Source organism: Caballeronia sp. LjRoot29 (assembly GCF_964252755.1).
Classification (GTDB): Bacteria; Pseudomonadota; Gammaproteobacteria; order Burkholderiales; family Burkholderiaceae; genus Caballeronia.
The window spans coordinates 166,434-184,037 of record NZ_CAXUPU020000001.1 but is presented as its reverse complement, the minus strand read 5'-3'; the positions used below and the strand labels follow the sequence as shown (position 1 = coordinate 184,037).

The window sequence follows — 17,604 nt, the reverse complement described above, 5'->3', positions numbered from 1 at the left end:
TGTTTTCGTTCGTCCGTCACATTTATACACATTTTTTATTTTCCAAATTGTAAAAAAGGCACGTGTCTTGCATTGCTATTCCGATCAATTCGAACGAGCAACGACAACTGATGAGGTGAAGCAGTAATGAGCAGATTGATCGTGGTATCGAATCGTGTCGCGCCGATCCAGGAAGGCAAACCCGCTGCGGGCGGTTTGGCCATCGGCGTTCTGGACGCGCTGAAGGAGACAGGCGGCGTGTGGTTCGGCTGGAGCGGCGAGATTGTGGGTGAGGCATCGGCGCCGGTCATCGAGAAGCGTGGCAACGTGACGTACGCAACCGTTGGGCTGACTCGCCGCGATTACGACCAGTACTATCGCGGCTTTTCCAACGCGACGCTGTGGCCGACATTTCACTACCGCAACGACCTGTCGCGATTTGACCGTGAGGAATATGCCGGTTACGCGCGGGTGAACGAGGCAATGGCTAAACAACTCAAGCCGCTGCTCGAACCCGACGACATCATCTGGGTGCATGACTATCACTTGCTGCCGTTCGCCCAGGAATGCCGGGCGGCGGGTATCAAGAATCCCATCGGGTTCTTCCTGCATATCCCCTTTCCCGTGCCCGAGATTTTGCGGACGGTGCCGCCGCACGAAGAGCTGATCAAGGCGATGTGCGCTTATGACATCGTCGGTTTCCAGACGGAGTCGGACAAGCAGTCGTTTGTCGATTACATCGAGCGTGGAAACCTGGGTCATCTCAGCGAAGACGGGATGCTGCAGGCGCACGGACGCATGCTGAAGGTCGGGGCTTATCCGATCGGCATTTATCCGGACGCCATTGCCAAGGTTGCCGAGCAATTTTCGAATCGAAAGCCGGTGAAAAGCCTGCGCGACAGCCTGCGCGGACGCAAGCTGATCATGAGCGTTGACCGGCTCGATTATTCGAAAGGGCTTGCCGAACGCTTCCAGGCATTCGAACGTTTGTTGTTGCACGCGCCGGGATGGCATGGGCGGGTATCGATGGTGCAGATTGCCCCGCCAACGCGGTCGGACGTGCAGACATATCAGCGCATCCGCCAGAATCTCGAAGGCGAAGCGGGGCGCATCAACGGCCGTTTTGCGCAGCTCGACTGGACGCCGATCCAGTATCTCAATCGCAAATACGATCGCAGTTTGTTGATGGCGTTGTTCCGTTTGTCGCAGGTTGGGTACGTCACGCCATTGCGCGACGGGATGAATCTGGTGGCGAAGGAGTATGTGGCGTCGCAAGATCCGGCCGATCCGGGCGCGCTCGTGCTGTCGCAATTTGCCGGCGCAGCGGATCAGATGCCGGGCGCCCTGGTCGTCAATCCGTTCGACCTGTCGCAGATGTCCGAAGCGTTGGAGCGGGCGTTGTCGATGCCCCTCGCTGAGCGGCAGGCGCGTCATGCGGACATGATGGCGCCGTTGCGTGAGAACAATCTATCGGTGTGGCGCGATTCGTTCCTGAGCGATCTGCGCAGCGTGGCAACGGCTGCATCGGTCACGAAGAAGGCAGTGCGGCAAGTGAGCGAAGCGAAACGTCCGGCGCGTGTGGCGACATCGAGCTAAGACCGGTCAAAACCTTCAGATGAATCCAGCCCCCCGCCGAGACATTGGCGCGGGGCTTTTTTCTTTATCGGGTCAATGCAAGCGGAACAGGATTTGCGTGTTAGCACTCACGATCATCAGGAGGTAATCATGAGTGGAAGCACATTGGACCCGGATGAAGAAGGCGGTGTAGAAGTTGGCAAGGGGCATGGGACCGGCGCATTGGGTCCAAGCGATTCTTCGGATAGCGGCTCGGACGTGCAGGGTGAGAAGCGTTATCCAGGCGATATCGAAGACGAACTCGACGCGCACGCCGTCGGTCAGTCCGCGGCCGAACTGAATAGCGACACGGACCGGTATGGAACGGGCGAGATGGCGTCCGCCGATGGCGACAACAATCTGCAGGCCGACTCGGACATCTTGCCGGACGGGGTGGAAGACGAGACAAGGGCGATAGACGACGAAACCGCCGACCCGGCGAGCGACGAAGAGCCCGGCGACGAGGACCTGTAGCCGTAGTACGTCCAGGCGCTGCAAAACGGCGCGCCCGTCAGGGCGCGCCGTTTTGCATTCAACGAGAATAATAAGAAATGCTAAGCAAGCAGGCGTCTAATACAGCGCCAATGCGCTTACCACGGCCAAACCTCAAATCCGCGCTACCATCGCAAAAAGCAAAACTTGCGGGAGCGCCCAGCCTTGAACACAGCAGCAAAGGACCAAAGACTGAAGTCTTTCTGGTCATGGATCCAGGACCCCATCGTCCGATGGTCGCAGGACCATGGGCTGATGTTTTCGGCTGCGATCGCGTTTTTTGCGGCGTTCTCGCTGGCGCCGACACTGGTCATCATCATCGCGGTGGCGAGCGTCTTTTTCGGCGCGGATGCGGTCCAGGGGCGCCTGTTCGGCGAAATCGCCGGGATAGTCGGTGCCGACGCCGCGCACGGTCTTGAAGCCATTGTCGCCAACGCCTGGCATGCGGACATTGCGACGCGCACGGCGATCTTGTCAGGGGTGGGGGTGCTGGTTGGCGCGTCAGCGACTTTTTCGTCGCTATACACTGCGCTCAACGTGATCTGGCCCGCGCCCGTTGCAGGCACTCGGGCCAGCATCATTGCCATTCTGCGGGTCCGCGCGATTTCCTTTGCGTTCGTCCTGGGCGCGGCCTTGCTGATTGTTGCGTTGCTCGTACTCGATGCCCTCGTGGTCCTGGTCGGTCAATGGGTCTTGGGCACGAGCGGGCCGTCCTTCCTGATCGCGGCGCTGGCGCAGCGAGCCATTTCCTTGCTCATGATGGTGCTCGCGTTTGCGGTGTTGCTCAAATTCTTGCCGAGCGCACGCATGCAATGGCGCGATGCCGCACTCGGTGCATTGACCGCCGCGGTGTTGTTCGAAGCAGGAAAACGGCTCTTTGCGTTCTATCTGCAGCACGCAGGCACAGCGAATACGTTCGGTGCGGCCGGGTCGCTCGCGATCATCCTGATGTGGCTGTACTACTCGGCGGCGGTGTTCCTGCTGGGCGCGGAAGTATCGGCAATGGTCGCGCGCAGACGTACGCAACGAGCCTCTGGCTGGCGATAAAAAACGCCCCCTGGAATATATCCAGGGGGCATTCTTCCAGCTTGTTTTCAGCCCGCAAGCCGAGCCGTTTGCTTTAACCGCGACGCAGCTCCGCCGGCGGCACCTTCATCAGATGGCGATATTTCGCCACCGTCCGGCGCGCGACGATCACACCTTGATCCGCAAGCATCTTGGCGAGGCTTACATCGGACAGCGGTTCGCTGCTGCTTTCCTTCGCGATCATTTCCTTTAGCAAGGCGCGCACTGCAGCAGCCGAGCACGTACCGCCGCTTTCAGTGCTGAGTTCGCGCGGGAAGAAGTGCTTGAACTCGAAGATGCCTCGCGGCGTTGACATGTACTTGTTGCCCGTCGCACGGGAGATGGTGGACTCGTGGAGTTCGAGTTCATCGGCTACGTCACGCAGCACCAGCGGCTTCAACGCAATTTCCCCGTAGTCGAAGAACGCCTTCTGGTGCGAGACGATGCATTCCGCCACGCGCTGGATCGTCGTGAAGCGTTGCTGTGCGTTGCGGATCAGCCAGCGCGCTTCCTGTAGTTGCTGAGCGAGCGGCGAGCGGCTTGCACCCGCGGACTGCGCGAACAGCTCGGCGTACATGCGATGAATACGCGCGCGTGGCAGCACGGCAGGGTTGATTGTTACTACCCAATTCTTCTTGACCTGACGCACGATGACGTCGGGCACGACATAGTTATCTTCCGCCGCGCCATAGTTCGCGCCCGGCTTGGGATCGAGCTTGCGCACGAGTGCGCATGCAACGCGCAGTTCGTCGGCGTTGCAGCCAATCTTCTTCTGCAGCTCCGCTTGCTCACGGCGCGCCAGGCGCTCCAGATGATGCGTGACGATTTCAAGTGCGACTGCACGTCCTGGTGTGTCCGCATCGAGTGCATCGAGTTGCAAGGACAGACATTCGGACAAGTTACGCGCGCCCACGCCCGGCTTGTCGAGCGACTGCACGAGCTTCAAGGCAATATTGAGTTCATCTTCAGACAATGCCGGCTCGATATCGACAAGCTCCGACAGTTCTTGCAGATCCTGACGCAGATACCCGTCATCATCGAGCGCTTCAATGATCAGTTGCGCCACCGCCCGGTCGCGATCGTTGATCGGATAGAGCCGGAGCGTGTCGTGCAGCGTCTCATGCAACGAAGGTTCGATTCGAACCCAGTCGGCGGGATCGGAGCCTTCACCATCGCCATTATTGCGCGTCGATGTCCGGCCAAACGGATCGGACGAGTACTCGCTCATTGAGTCGTCGTGCGACTGCGAGTCGTTGCTGTCCGATGTGTCGGAGCTACTCTCGGCGCTCATCGGCGTATCGACGGGCGTGTTCTGATCAACGGGCGCGGGCGTGTCGGCCATCGAGTTGCCGTTGTCGGTGGACAGCGCGTTGTCTTCTGCCTGCGTCTCGTCGTACTCCAGGAAGGGGTTCGTATCCAGCGCGTTGCGCAACTCCTGCTGAAACTCAAGCGATGAAAGTTGCAGCAAACGAACCGATTGCTGAAGGCGCGGCGTGAGCGCAAGACTTTGCTTGGTGCGTAGTTCGAGAGACGGCGGCATTGCGTGTTGTTCCTTAACGTTAGGACTTTCGTGCGTCGTTAAGAGCAACAGTCGTGCCATGCGCGCTGCAGGGCGCGTCAGCGCTAGATTTCAAACCGGTTTTCACATGCTGCCAGTGGCTCCAGCAGTTCGATCAGATGGCAAATACGCGCACTTTTTACACGCGCCCGGGCAAAAGCACTCCGGGTACGAAGAGGCGCTTAAGGTCTCATGGCGCGGCTAAACATCGCATGGACAAAACCGTGGGTGGGCATTGCCGCGCGCGGTCTCAAGACCCTTTTCGAGGTTACATTTTCCGATTGCAGGGGCGGTCCGGCACGCTCCTTGCGTCTGACGTATTACTACTCGTGGCGTCTTGATGCCGCTGGGTATGAAAACGAGCGGGGCTTTGCAGCAAAAAAGCTGCGGCCGTACGAGGCGGCCTGGCTCAAATAAGACAGCGGTAACGCCGCAGTTTTTTAAACCAACTAGAAGGAGCGTAAAGATGAAATCGACCCAAATCCTGAAGGCAGCCGGAAGTATCGCGTGTGTCGTGTTTGCGCTTAACGTCAGTGCACAAGCGGCCACGACGGCAACAGGCGCCTCCACGTCGATTGGTACAAAGGTCGATGACTCGGCAATCACGACGAAGGTCAAGGCCGAACTGCTGGGCGCAACGAATGTGAAGTCCACGCATATCCACGTGAAGACGCGTGCTGGCGTGGTGTCGCTGACGGGTACGGTGCCGACGGCTGAAGACAAGAGCGGCGCGGAAGACGTGGTTTCGAAGGTGGATGGCGTAGCATCGGTGCGCAACCATCTGAAGATCGTAGAGTAAGCATGAGTTAGTTGGTCCAGAATGGGCAGCGTGCTCGCTGTCCATTTTGTTTTTATCTCGTCGGTCGCGGTGTGGTTGTTTAGGGTATTTAATAAGAAGTCCGAATATATGCAGCTTGGTTGTAGTCCATTTTGTAGCCATCACTCAATAAGGACCTGGTCTTCGCTCGATTGTTGAACCAGTTCCCCCGGAAAGGAGATTTTAATGAATCAAACGAAAAAGTTCGCGTTGCTCGGTGCGCTGTGTCTGGTGCTCTCAGGTCCGGTACTGGCTCAATCGGCCGGAGGTTCATCGGGCGGCCCGACGACTGGCGCAGGTGCGAGTGAAGTGGGCGGACATGCTGGTGCTACCGCCGGGCCCACGGAAGGCGGCATGGCCGCTTCCGGAAGCATGGGTATGAGCAAGGGCGCGCACGGTACGACCCTGCACAAGCAGAACAAGGCGGCGCATCTTCGAGGCGCGTCGGCAGCGGCGGCGGCATCGGCACTGGGCACTAACGATAAAGGCTCGCCGCAATAAGACTGCGATGCCGTTTTTATGAAACGTGACAGGAACCCGCCGGCTGCGGCAGCAGCCGGCGGGTTTTTTCTTGCGTTTGTTGCAGGTTGACTGAAGACAAAAACGTAGGATCCCGAAGGGTTATAAACGCGAGTAAAAAAACCGGCGCGCTTTTCAGCGCGCCGGCTTGACTTCATCATGCAACCAGTAATGACAGTAATTACGACTTGGCAGCAGCGTACTGGTCCCGCAGATCGCGAATACGATCGTGGTTTTCGATTACGCCCTGATACTGGCGCTCAACCACGGCGCGCACGTCCGCTGGCAGTTCCTTATCCAACGCATCGCGATAGTTCTTCTTCGCAACATCTTCGCCACGCTCGCATTCCTCGAGGATCGCGTGATCGCTGCGATGGGTCACGGCTGACTTGAGATCCACCCAGCCGCGATGCAACGCGCCACCGACGGTTCCGCCAGTTTCCGGTTTGCCGCCCAGTCGCTGGACCACATCCTGCAGCTCGTGAGCACCGCGTGCGCAGTCTTCGGCGCGGCCCGTGAACAGTTGCTTCAGGGTTGCATCCTTCGTGTCTTCGGCGGCCTTGCGGAAGCCCTTTTCGCCGTCCTTCGACGTTTCAACCAGATCGTTCAGTACCGATACGACGTTTGTGCTCATATGAACCTCCTGTGAGTAATCGAAGATGGCCTGCGGTCCTTTGATCCCCGGATCGCAGTCTAAGGATGAGTTGCAATGGCCGTGCCCGATACTCTGAAATTCGATGCTGAGGAGCCGTTGTTTTGCGATTTAAGAAACCGCGGAATAGCACCGGGAAATAGCACCGGGAAATAGCGCCAAACGTGGCACGTGCATTGCTCTGAGAACCGCCAAAAGTGAATCTCGGAGAAGCAATGACCGTTAGTACCCGCGAATGTCTTGTGTTCGTTGCGATCGTCACATCCGCAATCGTATTGCAGGTGCGTCAACATAGTCTGGACGAGAGCCTCGCGGCCACGCGTGCGCAATCGACGCATGAAGGCCTCTGCAATCCGGCGCTGTCAGCAATGAGAACCGCTCCTTTGCGCGCGAGTTGCGAACCGGCGAACGATGTGCAAGGCAAAAGCGTTCCGCCGAGAACGAGAGTTCAACTGTGGGTGTAATTCGTAGTTTTCCGAAACATACAAAGTACATAAGGCCGGTCGATGAGCGGCCTTATGTACTTATGTACTCCAACCTTATCTTAAGCACGCGGTTCCGCAAATTCACGAACTGGTTCCGGCGGTTTGACCGGATCGAAATCGGCCCAACGGCCATTGCGCCACTGACCCGTTGCGCGTTCGACTTCCTTTCCGCCCGCGTCACGAAGAATCGACGCTGCTTGCGCCTGCATTTCCGGGCCGACGTGAACCGCGACGACGACGCCGGAATGCCTCGCATCAAGGGCGTTGGACGAACCGTGATTCTCCGCCGTGGTCGCATCGGCGGCGGGGCGCTTGCCGGATTTCGCATGCCCCATTGCACCGGCCAGCGATCCGACGTAAGCACCTGCGCCGGCGGCTAGCACCGCAGCCAGCCAGGGTGTCTTGAACAACACAAAAATGCCTGCACCGACGATCGCGCCGATCACCGCGCCGATCGTGGCACCTTTGCCCGCTCCCTTGCCTGCGTCTTTCGCACCTGCGTCGGCGTAGTGATCGCCGCCCGTCTCAAGCCGTGCGTGCTGGCCGCTCGGGGCGACATAAAAGAGCGTGACATCTTCTTCGAGAAAGCCGGCCGCGAACAGACGTTGCGCTGCGGCTTCGGCATTCGGAAAGGTTTGAAACCGTCCTGCAATGATCAGAGACATGAGGACCTCCGGGAAGCGTTTGTTTCAATCAATCGCGTTAATAAAACCGATGACGGTCGAAGCGTGCGATCACTCCGGTTCCATGCCCGCCACGCGGAACAATCCGCTACGTAATACGACGCTCTCTCCACCATTGCTGTCAAGCGCTTCGGCGCACACCGAGCGGATTCTCGCGCGGCCCCGTTCGAATGCCTGAAGCAAGTCGTCTTCCCGTGCGGAAGCGGCGTCGAAATGATCCTCGAGCGCTTCAGCGGAGATGGAACATACGACCGGATCTCCATCGATCAGCGCGGTGAAATGGAGCGCGTAGTCGTCACCGTCGTAGGTAGGCGCGGCATCGGAAAACTGGATATGCATGGTCGAGTCCTCATAGGCCGGCCGTGGTTGCGGAAAGGATGAAAGCGCGAGCGAAGCCGAGGGGGCCGTCATAACGTTACGCCCTTGAGCTTGGCGAGCTGCTGCGCCATTGCATAGTGATGCTTGATGATTGGCAGCGCTTTAGCGGCGACATTTTTCAGGCGTGCATCGCCGCCGGACTCGCCGGACTGACGCTCCGCGCCGGCGCTAGCGTTGCGCCGAAATGATCGCGATTCAAATCACTCAGACCGTGGCGAGCATTCGTCAGCATCGATTTCGTCATTGGGTTCTCCGTGGCCAATCAGAAACAATCGGGACGCCCGTAGCGGCACTCAAGCCGCTTTCTTCCGCTCGCTGAGCGCTTCGATGATGACTTTGTTGAACGCCGGCAGATCGTCGGGCTTGCGGCTGGAGATGAGATTGCGATCGCGATGCACTTCTTCATCGACCCAGGTGCCGCCCGCGTTGCGGATATCGTCTTGCAGTGTCGGCCAGCTCGTCATCGTTCGGCCGGAAACGATGCCCGCAGAGATCGGCAACCAGCCGCCATGGCAGATCACGGCGATGGGTTTGCCGTCCTTATCGAACTGCTTCACGATGGCTTGCGCTTTTGCATCGACGCGGATTGCATCGCCGTTGACCACGCCGCCCGGCAATACGACCGCGTCGTAATCGGAGACACGCGTCTGGTCGAAGGTGGCGTCGACGTTGACCTTGTCGCCCTTGTCGACGTGCTTGAAACCCTGGATCTGTCCCGGCTTTTGCGAGATCACATGAACTTGCGCGCCGGCGGCCTTCAGCGCCTTTTGCGGTTCGATTAATTCGGCTTGTTCGAAGCCATCGAGCGCGAGGATGGCGACCTTGTAACCCGTGAGTGAATCAGCCATGGAATAAGCTCCTTAGTGCATTGAACGAACCGGCTCCAGACTACAGAGCCACGTTCGTTCATTTCAGCAAAGGGTGTGCCTACAAGGCTTTAATACAGGGCGATATGACGAGAAGAAAGGCGCGGATATCACGCCGCCGCGGGCGTTTTGCTGCGCGAAATGCGCATCAGGCTGACCATGGAGGCCGTGGCTGCAAAGCCCGCCGCGACGATCAGCGTAATGATCGTGCCGTGCTGCGGCGCAATGCCAAAGATCAGCGCGACGAGTGCTGCGCCGAGCGTCTGTCCGGACAGCCGCGCGGTGCCGAGCATGCCGCTGGCGCCGCCGCTTCTATGACGAGGCGCCGATGACAACATCTGGCGATTATTAGGCGACTGGAATAAACCGAAGCCCAGGCCGCACACCGCCATGCGCCACGCGATATCGACCGGCGCGGGGTGCGCTCCGGTCGTTGCGAGCAACAGCAAGCCGGCCGTCATGATGGCCAGCCCGATGCCGCCGAGTATGCCCGCCGAATACCGGTCGGACAGCATGCCGGCGATTGGCGCGATGAATACGATCACCAGCGGCCATGGCGTCATCAGGAAACCCGTCAAGACCTGGCTCATGCCGAACGTGTTCTGCAGCAGGAACGGCAGCGAAACGAAGGTCAGCATCTGCGCGGTGAATGAGCAGAAAGACGTGATGATCGACAGTGCGAACACAGGGATCCGGAGCAAATCGATAGGCAAGAGCGGCGCCGCTTGCTTCAGTTGCCGCCGCACGAAAAAGTATCCAACGATACCGGCCACAAGGAACTCGGCCAGCACATACGAACGATGTTCGCCGTGACCGAGCCCGTCGATCGCCGTGATCGCGAGGCCGAACACCGCTGCGTTCATCAGCGCGCTGAGATAGTCGTAGGGTTGGCGGTGCCCGGGCGTGCGCGGCAGCGCTTTCCTGCCGAGCGCGTACGCGGCGATGCCGATCGGCACGTTGATCGCGAAGAGCCACGGCCACGTGGCGATGGCCAGAACGCCGGAAGCAATCGTGGGCCCTATGACCGACGAGATCGCCACCACGGAGGCGTTGATGCTGACGCCGCGGCCCAGATGCTCACTGGGATAGATCATGCGCACGAGGGCCGTGTTGACGCTCATGATACCCGCCGCGCCGAATCCTTGAATCACCCGGGCAATGGCAAGCGAGGTCAGCGATCCGGACAGCGCGCAACCGAACGATGCGATGGTGAACAGCGCGAGCCCGGACATATACACGCGCCGGTAACCAATCCTGTCGCCGAGCGAGGCGAGCGGCAGCAGGGAGACCGTAATGGCGAGCTGATACGCGTTGACCACCCAGATCGAGTCGGCGGGACTGGCGTTCAGGTTGCGGGCGATGGTAGGAAGGGCGACGTTGGCGATGGCGCCGTCGAGCACTGCGAGGGTAATACCGAGGGCCACGACCAGAATGGCCCAATAGCGCTGAGGAAGAGGAAGACCTTGGTCTGCGTCCATCGATAGGGAAGAAGGGAGGGGAGCGCCGAAGTGTAAGGCCGGCGCCTTTCAGACAGGTTACTTGAACACGGGTAAACATCGCTGGAAGCGGCGCGGCGCCTGGCAAGCCAGGGCGCGCCGCGCCTTGATCCGGCGCGATTTCATCTCGCTTATTTCAACTGGTACAAGCCGGTATAAGTCGCCGAATCGATTTCATTCAGATGAAGCATGAAACGCGCGACGGCATTGGTCGCGGAGACGTCGAGCGACAGATGATCCGCCTTCAGCGCATGGATCCGGAAAATATATCGATGCGGTTTGTCGCCGCGCGGCGGCGCGGTGCCGCCGAAGCCGACCGTGCCGTAGTCGTTGCGCATTTGCAGCGCGCCGGCGGGCAGCAGGCTGCCGTCGGCCTTGCCGGCGTTCTGCGGCAGCGAGCGGGTGTCCACCGGAATGTTCACTACGATCCAGTGCCAGAAGCCGCTGCCGGTGGGCGCGTCGGGGTCGTAGACGGTCAGCGCGAGGCTCTTGGCGTCAGGCGGCACGCCGTCCCATTGCAGCGCGGGCGAGAGGTTTTCGCCGTCTACGCCGAATGCTTGCTGATCGAACTCATGATTTTTCGAGAGATATCCGTTGGCCGCGAATTCATCGGACCAAATGCGAAAGTCAGCCATGGCAACGTGTCTCCTTTGAGGGTTTAACAGGTTTTAATATCCCGGCAACAACTGACACTAGCCGGCGTTCAGCCATTTGTGCGGGCGGGTGATGGCCGCAACGCATGCGGCCGTTCATCGCCTTGGTGCAGCAACCATGCCTGAAGTCCTTCATTGTTGCTCAACGCCGCAGCGTTTTGCAGCCCATGGTTTTTTCCTTTCAGCTTTTTTCCGCCACGACTGCGCATAAAATGGCGGGACCGGATCATATCAAGCTCGATTAGCGGAAAAGGATGGACATGCCGAATAACCAGGGGCGCGTTGTTTTGCAGAGCGTGGCGACGACGGAAGCGACGACGGCACCCGCTGCGCCGGCGGACGATGCCGATATGTTCGACCTCGCGCCCGTCTCGCTATGGCTCGAGGATTTCAGCGCCGTGCGTGAGGTGTTTGAAAGCTGGCGCGCGCAGGGCGTTGTCGACCTGCGCGCTTTTCTGCTTGAAGACCTGGCGCGGATTGCTGAATGCTCGTCGCGCATCCGGGTGATCAAGGTCAACCGGCGCACGCTCACGCTGTTTGGCGCGAAGGATATTGACCATCTGGTGCTTAATCTGAGCGCTGTTTTCCGCGACGACATGTTGCTCACCCACGCCGACGAACTCGAACAACTGTGGTCCGGCAAGTCGATGTTCGTCAGCAAGACGGTGAACTACACGCTCGACGGCAAGCGGCTCGATGTCTTGCTGAAAGCGGTGATCCTGCCCGGCCACGAAGCGACCTGGGACCGCGTGCTGGTGACCGTGGAAGACATTACGGAACTGGAGAATGTGCGCCGCAAAGCCGCGCTGAGCGAGCTTTATGCGCGCGGCCTGTTCGAGCATTCGCCTGTTTCGCTGTGGGTCGAGGACTTCAGCAGCGTGAAGGCGCTGCTGGACGATATACGTGAACGCGGCATTGTCGACTTCCGGACATTTACGAATGTTCATCCGGAATTCATCGAGCGCTGCATGCAGGAAATTCATGTGCTCGATGTGAATCAGCACACGCTGACCATGTTCGGCGCAACCGATAAAGCGGAGTTGCTCGGGCGTCTGGGCGATGTTTTCCGCGACGAGATGGTGAGCCATTTCCAGGAGCAGCTCATCGATCTATGGGAAAACCGCCTGTTCCATCAGCGCGAGGTGGTCAACTATTCGCTGGAAGGGCAGCAGTTGCATGTGCATCTGCAGTTCTCGGTATTCCCTGGGCATGAAGCCAATTGGGACCTCGTCCTCGTCGCGCTCACCGACATCACCGCGCGCAAGAAAGCGGAAGCGTACCTGGAGTTCCTCGGCAAGCACGACGCGCTGACGAAGCTGAAGAACCGCTCGTTTTACATCGATGAAATGAACCGCCTGGAGCGCAAGGGCCCGTTCCCGGTGACCGCTGTGGCCGTCGACGTGAACGGTCTTAAAGCGGTCAACGATCAACTCGGTCACGCGGCCGGCGACGCGCTACTCCGGCGCGCGGGCGAAGTGCTCGGCAAGGCGGTGGAGAAGCCGAGCCACGCCGCGCGCATTGGCGGCGACGAGTTCGTGCTGCTCCTGCCGGGCATGGACGAGCGCGGTGGCGCTGCAGTGATCGACAGCATCCGGCAACTGCTCGAGGTCAACAACCAGTTTTACTCAGGCATGCCCTTGAGTTTCGCGATGGGCGCAGCCACCGCGCAGGACGGCGAGCGCCTTGAAGTCATGCTGCAACGTGCCGATGCCGCCATGTACGCCGAAAAGCGCGCCCATTACGGCGAGCCCGGTTAAGGGCATTTCAAACGGCTCTTCACTTCGTCACTTCATCTATACCTTGGGTTAGCGCCGGGCAAGCCTCGCCCGTCTCCTTCGCGTACTCAGTTGGGTTGTTCGTTTTCATCGCCGCGAAGCGATCGACGGTCGCTTGCGCTTCCTTGTAGCCGAGATTCCACTCGCCGTCGAAATCGGGCGCGGCGGGAAAACTCTTGCGCGTCATGACCTTGAACTTGTCGATTCTCACGCGATCGATGTGGCATATATCCGCGGCGCCGCGCGCAATGTTGGCGCTTGTGCGCACGCCTTCGGCCGCGAGACTTTGCGGTGAGGGTGCTTGCACCGCGGGATGGCCTGGCGGCAATGTTTGAGCGGGAAACGGCTGCGGGTCCGGCGCATTTTGTGCGTTGGCATTCAACGGCAGGACACATGCTCCGCCTGCAATAGCGCCCGCGATCAGGGTCGGCTTGAGCATTGAATTGAAGGCCGACGCAACGCGGGCCAGGGCTTGCTTGTGAGTCATTCGGTTCCTTGTGGGGGCGCGCAGCCGGGGTCTGCAAAATCTTGCGGAAGTATAGCGAAACCCCGACGAAACCCCTTGAAACAAAGGTTTTCGTGAGGAAGCTTCTTGCGATGAACGCCTGCTAAACTATTTGCTCACCTAAGGCGCGCTGCACGATAAACGATGAAAACGGCAAGCAAAGTCGGGGCGCCAGTTCGGTCGGTGAAGACAGCCAATATCAAGCGAAAATACGACCCGGAACAAACCCGACGCAATATTATCGACATCGCCACCGAGGAATTCGCGGCGATGGGTTTAAGCGGCGCACGGGTCGACGCCATCGCGGAGCGCACCAATACAACGAAGCGCATGTTGTATTACTACTTCGGCAGCAAGGAAGGTTTGTACGAGGCGGTTATCGAGGAGGCGTACGGCAAGATCCGAGCGCTTGAACAGTCGCTCCATCTCGATACCATGGACCCGCGTGAAGGCTTGCGCGAACTCGTTGAATTCACGTTCGACTTCCACGATAAACATCGTGATTTCGTGCGCCTTGTGACCATCGAAAATATTCATGGCGCGAAGCACGTCAGCCAGCTGAAAAACTTCCGGGCGCGTAATGCGAGTGCGGTGAAAACCATTGCGGACCTGATCACGCGCGGCGTGAAAGCGCGGCAGTTTCGCGACGATGTAGACCCCGTGGATCTGCATCTGTTTATCAGTTCATTGTGTTTTCATCGCATCGCGAACCGGCATACGTTCGCCGTTGCTTTCGGTCGCGATCCATCCGGCGCGAGATCGCGGGTTCGGCATCGCCAGATGATTGTCGACGCTGTCATGCGGTTCATGCAGCGGTAGTGCATCGCTTGAGTCGAGTACGGGAAACAAGCGGATTAAATCCACTGCGCATGCCCAATTCCGGGCGTTTGAACTATGCTTGAATCATGGCAGTCGACCGGAATGGAGGGTGCCATGGAGGGTTTAGCGAATATCCTCGTTGGGCTCGCAGCGCTTGCGGCGCTCGCGATAGCGGTGCTTGCGCACGACTGGCGTGACGAATTCCGCGGTCGCATGCTGCATCGCCGAAGTCACGCCGGTTATGGCAGCTTGCGCGAATGGTGGCTTCGACATCGGCACTGAGCAACCGCGCGCCCGCGTTGACGTGCTTTGACGTGCTTTGACGTGTTTACGAGCGGTCTTTTCGGAACGGATTCGTCGGGGTCAGGTGCGGGCTCAAGCGGGGCATTGGATGTATCGACGGCGTTCGGTCGGGCGTGAGTTCGGGCGCTGTGTCGAGCGTCCGGTTGCCGGCCTCGTAGGCGTCGATCTGCGCATACAGCCGATGAACCGTCTGAAGCTGCGTGTGCGAAAGATGCGAGCTTCGCGCGACGACCGCGAGCCGTTCGCGCCAGTAGGTGGGCGGCATGATGGGGCACAACGCGTCGTCGATCAGTGAACGCCGTAGCACCAGTTCGAGGTGCGTCAGTTCCTGGTCTGCCAACAGCGCGGAGGGCGCGCCCTGCTGTTTCACGTCAATGATTGAGTCCATCAATGCGTAACGGCATTAGCGAAACAATCTTTAGCGTATTTAGATCAGGATAAACCCTTAACCGTTTAATTAGCCGTTCAAGCAGTCCATTCGGTTTATTCGGCTCACTGAACCGGTCTCATCACTGCACGGTCCAGATCCGCGCGCGCCCGGTTCACCTTGCGTTCCCAAGCCGCTATATTCAATTGATCCGTGCCCTTTTTCCTGGCGCGGGCCAATTCCGCTTCCCAATCACGCAATCGATTTTTGGCCTCGGCGACAGCATTCTCGTGCCTTTTCAACGCATCCGCGCGTTTTTGCGCGATTGCGTCGGGCGTGCATTCGGCATTTGTCTTGTCGAGTTCCGCTTGCAGCGTGTCGAGTTGCGCCGCGTTGTCCTGGTTCAGCGCGGTAGCCATTTGCCTTTCGAGAGCCTGGCGATGGGCATCGCAAGCATCGGTTTCCTGCGAGGCGTGAGCAGTCGACAAACACAGGCTTAAGGCGAAAGCGGCAAGCAATTTCATAGCGGAATCCGTGACTGACGAGATTGGGCAGGGCAAACGGTATTAACTTGTACGAGATGCGCTCTCGTTTGGGCGGGACGGGGCGGAGTATTAAAGCGGTTGAACTTCGCTTGCCTATTCGGTTGTCCGTTCGTCCGTCCAGGGTGGGCGTATTTTAACGAGTTTGTAGGGACCGATGGGGCCAATGCGACGGCCATTAATGCCTCGTTACGCGCTTATGCGGAACGCGTCTTGCGCGATCCTGCTTGAACCAGCTAACCATTCAACTATTTGCGAGGAATAAGCCGATGCGTTTCGATTACAAGGGTTTTCACATCGACTGCCGCTCACGACACGATCAAGATGGCTTGTACTACGCGCAGGCTCGCATGATCCGCGTGCCGACAGCGGGCGATGCGCATCCGGAAAAGCACGAGTCAGGCGACATCGACGCGTTCGATAACGACGGCGATGCCATCGCATGCGCGCGGGCATGGGCGCTCGACTGGTGCGACGAGCACGAAGCCGCGGGGCGAGCCTGACGGCAAGCTTGGCAGCGAACCTCAGTACGCCATCATGCTAGGATCGCGTCCTGCCAACGGGAGAAGCCATGCGTTATATGCACAATGAACATGTCATCGATGTGTTCGTCGAACAACGCGGCACCCGCTGGGACTGGTCCGTGCAGGCGGGCAGTTTGCCCCTGAAGACGAATGCGGGCGAGATGGCGCCGACCAGCAATGTCGCCGAAAACGAAGCGCTGCACTGGGCGAAACGTGAATTGAACCGACGCTTTCCGGTTGAGCCGGAGTGACAATTGTGGGCTTGGGCTTGTTCACGCGCGTTGCCTGATATTGCTGTTCAACGCACGGATGATGCGGGCATAAAGTTCCTTGCATCGGCGCCGTTAGTGTTGGCATGGATACCAAAGAACCCATCCCCGAAGCCGCCCGCGACCTCATCCGTGCTGCGGGCGAAACGCTTGAACTTATCTGCCGCCTGCGCGGGGTCGATATAGAAGATCTCTCCGATGAAGAGCTCGGCGAGTATTTTTCCAATGCCCTCGGCGATAAGATCATCGGCCCTTGGTGATTGATTGTGCGGGCTGTGTTGTGGATTTTCCTCGGCGTTTTCTGATCCGGTTTGATCCAGCGTGAGGCGGCTGGTCGAAAAAAATCGTGCAATCGGGCCTAAAGTTTCGTCAATAGAGGCCGTTAGCCGATACATGGACACGACCAACCCCACCGCCACCGCGTTTAGAAATCTCGTCATTGCTGCCGATGAGACGCTCCACGTGCTTTGCCGCCTGCGCGGTATTACGATCGACGATTTGTCCGAGGAAGCACTGGAAGCGTTTTTCTTCCAGGCACTCGATGACGAATTCTGGGTCGGCACGCGGTAAATCGCGAAGCATTGCCGTTTATCGCGGTAAGTAGCAGAGCGCATTGATATCCGCCGGCATCGTACGGCGGCTTTTCCGTTTTCCGTTTCCTTTCTCTGCCTTTTCCTTTTCTACGCCAGCAAGTCCGGCCGTCGTGTGAAACGCGGATCGGCTAGCCACGCCACGAAGTCGTCATGCCACTGCTCGAACGCGTTCTCGTCCAGGTCGAATACTTCATCGACACGGCCGGCGTCGCGCAAGTACGCGCCCACCACTTGACGCCCGTCCCAGTAAGCCACTGCAAAATCGGTCAAGTCCGCGGTCACGCCGCGCGGCTGATCGGTGAGCAGCATCTTGAGTTGTGCCCTAAAAACGGTGTAGGTCGTAGCCATGGTCGGATCCCGGAAAAAAATCGACACCCTGCGAGGCAAAACAGGGCTCGCTAAGAGTAGCGCTTTCCAGGGTGTTCGTGCACGGGGAAGAGTGGTGCAGGCCGCTTATGGGGGCGGGTTAGGGACGGTGGCGGCAGAGAAAAGCCCCGCAGCGCAAAGCTTACGGGGCTCGGAATTCGGTAAGACGATGTGAGATAAACCGATGGTCCCCCCGGCAGGAATCGAACCTGCATCTAGCGCTTAGGAGGCACTTGTTCTATCCATTGAACTACGGGGAGATGGATATTTCAGCGGGCGCCAAG

25 protein-coding genes and 1 tRNA gene are annotated in these 17,604 nt (G+C 59.0%); 11 read left to right on the top strand and 15 right to left on the bottom strand.

Annotated features, from left to right (window positions below; all coding sequences use genetic code 11):
* Positions 1-126 precede the first annotated feature (126 nt).
* From otsA to ACSQ83_RS00755, 3 genes are all read left to right on the top strand, one after another.
* On the top strand, positions 127-1,575 hold the full coding sequence (gene otsA, locus ACSQ83_RS00765) for an alpha,alpha-trehalose-phosphate synthase (UDP-forming) (protein ID WP_414948023.1): 1,449 nt from the start codon (positions 127-129) through the stop codon (positions 1,573-1,575).
* A gap of 126 nt (positions 1,576-1,701) precedes the next feature.
* The gene (locus tag ACSQ83_RS00760) at positions 1,702-2,067 is read left to right on the top strand and encodes a chemotaxis protein (RefSeq protein ID WP_436227077.1); all 366 of its coding nucleotides are present in this window, start codon (positions 1,702-1,704) and stop codon (positions 2,065-2,067) included.
* A 183-nt stretch (positions 2,068-2,250) separates the two neighbouring features.
* Complete coding sequence (locus ACSQ83_RS00755) at positions 2,251-3,132, top strand: YihY/virulence factor BrkB family protein (RefSeq protein WP_436226930.1); 882 nt, start codon at positions 2,251-2,253, stop codon at positions 3,130-3,132.
* Positions 3,133-3,205: 73 nt separating this feature from the next.
* Here ACSQ83_RS00755 and ACSQ83_RS00750 read toward each other — a convergent pair whose 3' ends face one another.
* Positions 3,206-4,690 carry an RNA polymerase factor sigma-54 gene (locus ACSQ83_RS00750; protein ID WP_436226929.1) on the bottom strand — a complete coding sequence of 495 codons (1,485 nt, stop codon included), beginning with the start codon at positions 4,688-4,690 and terminating at the stop codon, positions 3,206-3,208.
* Positions 4,691-5,174: 484 nt separating this feature from the next.
* On the opposite strand from ACSQ83_RS00750, the gene ACSQ83_RS00745 reads away from it, so the two are divergent.
* Both ACSQ83_RS00745 and ACSQ83_RS00740 read left to right on the top strand, forming a co-directional pair.
* Entirely contained in the window at positions 5,175-5,507 is a 333-nt protein-coding gene (locus tag ACSQ83_RS00745) for a BON domain-containing protein (RefSeq protein WP_414948026.1), read from the top strand.
* Positions 5,508-5,711: 204 nt separating this feature from the next.
* Positions 5,712-6,026, top strand: a complete 315-nt coding sequence (locus ACSQ83_RS00740; protein ID WP_436226928.1) for a hypothetical protein — start codon at positions 5,712-5,714, stop codon at positions 6,024-6,026.
* A gap of 199 nt (positions 6,027-6,225) precedes the next feature.
* Here the strand turns inward: ACSQ83_RS00740 and ACSQ83_RS00735 are convergent, their stop codons facing one another.
* The 8 genes from ACSQ83_RS00735 to ACSQ83_RS00700 form a co-directional block, all read right to left on the bottom strand.
* Entirely contained in the window at positions 6,226-6,678 is a 453-nt protein-coding gene (locus ACSQ83_RS00735; RefSeq protein ID WP_414948028.1) for a PA2169 family four-helix-bundle protein, read from the bottom strand.
* A gap of 562 nt (positions 6,679-7,240) precedes the next feature.
* Positions 7,241-7,846 (bottom strand): hypothetical protein, encoded by a 606-nt coding sequence (locus ACSQ83_RS00730; RefSeq protein ID WP_414948029.1) that lies wholly within the window; start codon positions 7,844-7,846, stop codon positions 7,241-7,243.
* A 69-nt stretch (positions 7,847-7,915) separates the two neighbouring features.
* Positions 7,916-8,275 (bottom strand): DUF1488 domain-containing protein, encoded by a 360-nt coding sequence (locus ACSQ83_RS00725; protein WP_436226927.1) that lies wholly within the window; start codon positions 8,273-8,275, stop codon positions 7,916-7,918.
* An 85-nt stretch (positions 8,276-8,360) separates the two neighbouring features.
* Positions 8,361-8,486: a hypothetical protein gene (locus ACSQ83_RS00720; protein ID WP_414968155.1), complete on the bottom strand. Its 126-nt coding sequence runs from the start codon at positions 8,484-8,486 to the stop codon at positions 8,361-8,363.
* Between the two features lie 49 nt (positions 8,487-8,535).
* The gene (locus ACSQ83_RS00715; protein WP_436226926.1) at positions 8,536-9,090 is read right to left on the bottom strand and encodes a type 1 glutamine amidotransferase domain-containing protein; all 555 of its coding nucleotides are present in this window, start codon (positions 9,088-9,090) and stop codon (positions 8,536-8,538) included.
* Between the two features lie 128 nt (positions 9,091-9,218).
* Positions 9,219-10,586 (bottom strand): MFS transporter, encoded by a 1,368-nt coding sequence (locus tag ACSQ83_RS00710; RefSeq protein ID WP_436226925.1) that lies wholly within the window; start codon positions 10,584-10,586, stop codon positions 9,219-9,221.
* A gap of 149 nt (positions 10,587-10,735) precedes the next feature.
* Positions 10,736-11,239 carry a YbhB/YbcL family Raf kinase inhibitor-like protein gene (locus ACSQ83_RS00705; protein ID WP_436226924.1) on the bottom strand — a complete coding sequence of 168 codons (504 nt, stop codon included), beginning with the start codon at positions 11,237-11,239 and terminating at the stop codon, positions 10,736-10,738.
* 68 nt (positions 11,240-11,307) lie between these two features.
* Positions 11,308-11,487 carry a hypothetical protein gene (locus ACSQ83_RS00700; protein ID WP_436226923.1) on the bottom strand — a complete coding sequence of 60 codons (180 nt, stop codon included), beginning with the start codon at positions 11,485-11,487 and terminating at the stop codon, positions 11,308-11,310.
* 30 nt (positions 11,488-11,517) lie between these two features.
* Here ACSQ83_RS00700 and ACSQ83_RS00695 point away from each other — a divergent pair, with 30 nt between their 5' ends.
* Positions 11,518-13,014 carry a diguanylate cyclase domain-containing protein gene (locus tag ACSQ83_RS00695; RefSeq protein ID WP_436226922.1) on the top strand — a complete coding sequence of 499 codons (1,497 nt, stop codon included), beginning with the start codon at positions 11,518-11,520 and terminating at the stop codon, positions 13,012-13,014.
* 19 nt (positions 13,015-13,033) lie between these two features.
* Here the strand turns inward: ACSQ83_RS00695 and ACSQ83_RS00690 are convergent, their stop codons facing one another.
* Entirely contained in the window at positions 13,034-13,519 is a 486-nt protein-coding gene (locus ACSQ83_RS00690; RefSeq protein WP_414948035.1) for a hypothetical protein, read from the bottom strand.
* Between the two features lie 162 nt (positions 13,520-13,681).
* Here ACSQ83_RS00690 and ACSQ83_RS00685 point away from each other — a divergent pair, with 162 nt between their 5' ends.
* The gene (locus ACSQ83_RS00685; protein ID WP_414948036.1) at positions 13,682-14,356 is read left to right on the top strand and encodes a TetR/AcrR family transcriptional regulator; all 675 of its coding nucleotides are present in this window, start codon (positions 13,682-13,684) and stop codon (positions 14,354-14,356) included.
* A 114-nt stretch (positions 14,357-14,470) separates the two neighbouring features.
* Positions 14,471-14,638: a hypothetical protein gene (locus ACSQ83_RS00680; protein ID WP_436226921.1), complete on the top strand. Its 168-nt coding sequence runs from the start codon at positions 14,471-14,473 to the stop codon at positions 14,636-14,638.
* A 46-nt stretch (positions 14,639-14,684) separates the two neighbouring features.
* Here the strand turns inward: ACSQ83_RS00680 and ACSQ83_RS00675 are convergent, their stop codons facing one another.
* Positions 14,685-15,047: a hypothetical protein gene (locus ACSQ83_RS00675; protein ID WP_436226920.1), complete on the bottom strand. Its 363-nt coding sequence runs from the start codon at positions 15,045-15,047 to the stop codon at positions 14,685-14,687.
* 104 nt (positions 15,048-15,151) lie between these two features.
* On the bottom strand, positions 15,152-15,550 hold the full coding sequence (locus ACSQ83_RS00670; RefSeq protein WP_414968150.1) for a DUF1090 family protein: 399 nt from the start codon (positions 15,548-15,550) through the stop codon (positions 15,152-15,154).
* A gap of 287 nt (positions 15,551-15,837) precedes the next feature.
* Between ACSQ83_RS00670 and ACSQ83_RS00665 the strand changes: the two genes are divergently transcribed.
* On the top strand, positions 15,838-16,071 hold the full coding sequence (locus tag ACSQ83_RS00665; protein ID WP_414968149.1) for a hypothetical protein: 234 nt from the start codon (positions 15,838-15,840) through the stop codon (positions 16,069-16,071).
* A 68-nt stretch (positions 16,072-16,139) separates the two neighbouring features.
* Complete coding sequence (locus tag ACSQ83_RS00660) at positions 16,140-16,343, top strand: hypothetical protein (protein ID WP_031361269.1); 204 nt, start codon at positions 16,140-16,142, stop codon at positions 16,341-16,343.
* Between the two features lie 47 nt (positions 16,344-16,390).
* On the opposite strand, the gene ACSQ83_RS00655 is transcribed toward ACSQ83_RS00660, so the two are convergent.
* Positions 16,391-16,756: a hypothetical protein gene (locus tag ACSQ83_RS00655; RefSeq protein ID WP_436226919.1), complete on the bottom strand. Its 366-nt coding sequence runs from the start codon at positions 16,754-16,756 to the stop codon at positions 16,391-16,393.
* Between ACSQ83_RS00655 and ACSQ83_RS00650 the strand changes: the two genes are divergently transcribed.
* Complete coding sequence (locus ACSQ83_RS00650; protein WP_299708681.1) at positions 16,755-16,931, top strand: hypothetical protein; 177 nt, start codon at positions 16,755-16,757, stop codon at positions 16,929-16,931. The genes ACSQ83_RS00655 and ACSQ83_RS00650 overlap by 2 nt on opposite strands.
* A 110-nt stretch (positions 16,932-17,041) precedes the next feature.
* Here ACSQ83_RS00650 and ACSQ83_RS00645 read toward each other — a convergent pair whose 3' ends face one another.
* Together ACSQ83_RS00645 and ACSQ83_RS00640 are read right to left on the bottom strand one after the other, a co-directional pair.
* Positions 17,042-17,302 carry a hypothetical protein gene (locus tag ACSQ83_RS00645; RefSeq protein ID WP_414948042.1) on the bottom strand — a complete coding sequence of 87 codons (261 nt, stop codon included), beginning with the start codon at positions 17,300-17,302 and terminating at the stop codon, positions 17,042-17,044.
* 203 nt (positions 17,303-17,505) lie between these two features.
* Positions 17,506-17,580 (bottom strand) — tRNA-Arg (locus ACSQ83_RS00640).
* Positions 17,581-17,604: the final 24 nt, after the last annotated feature.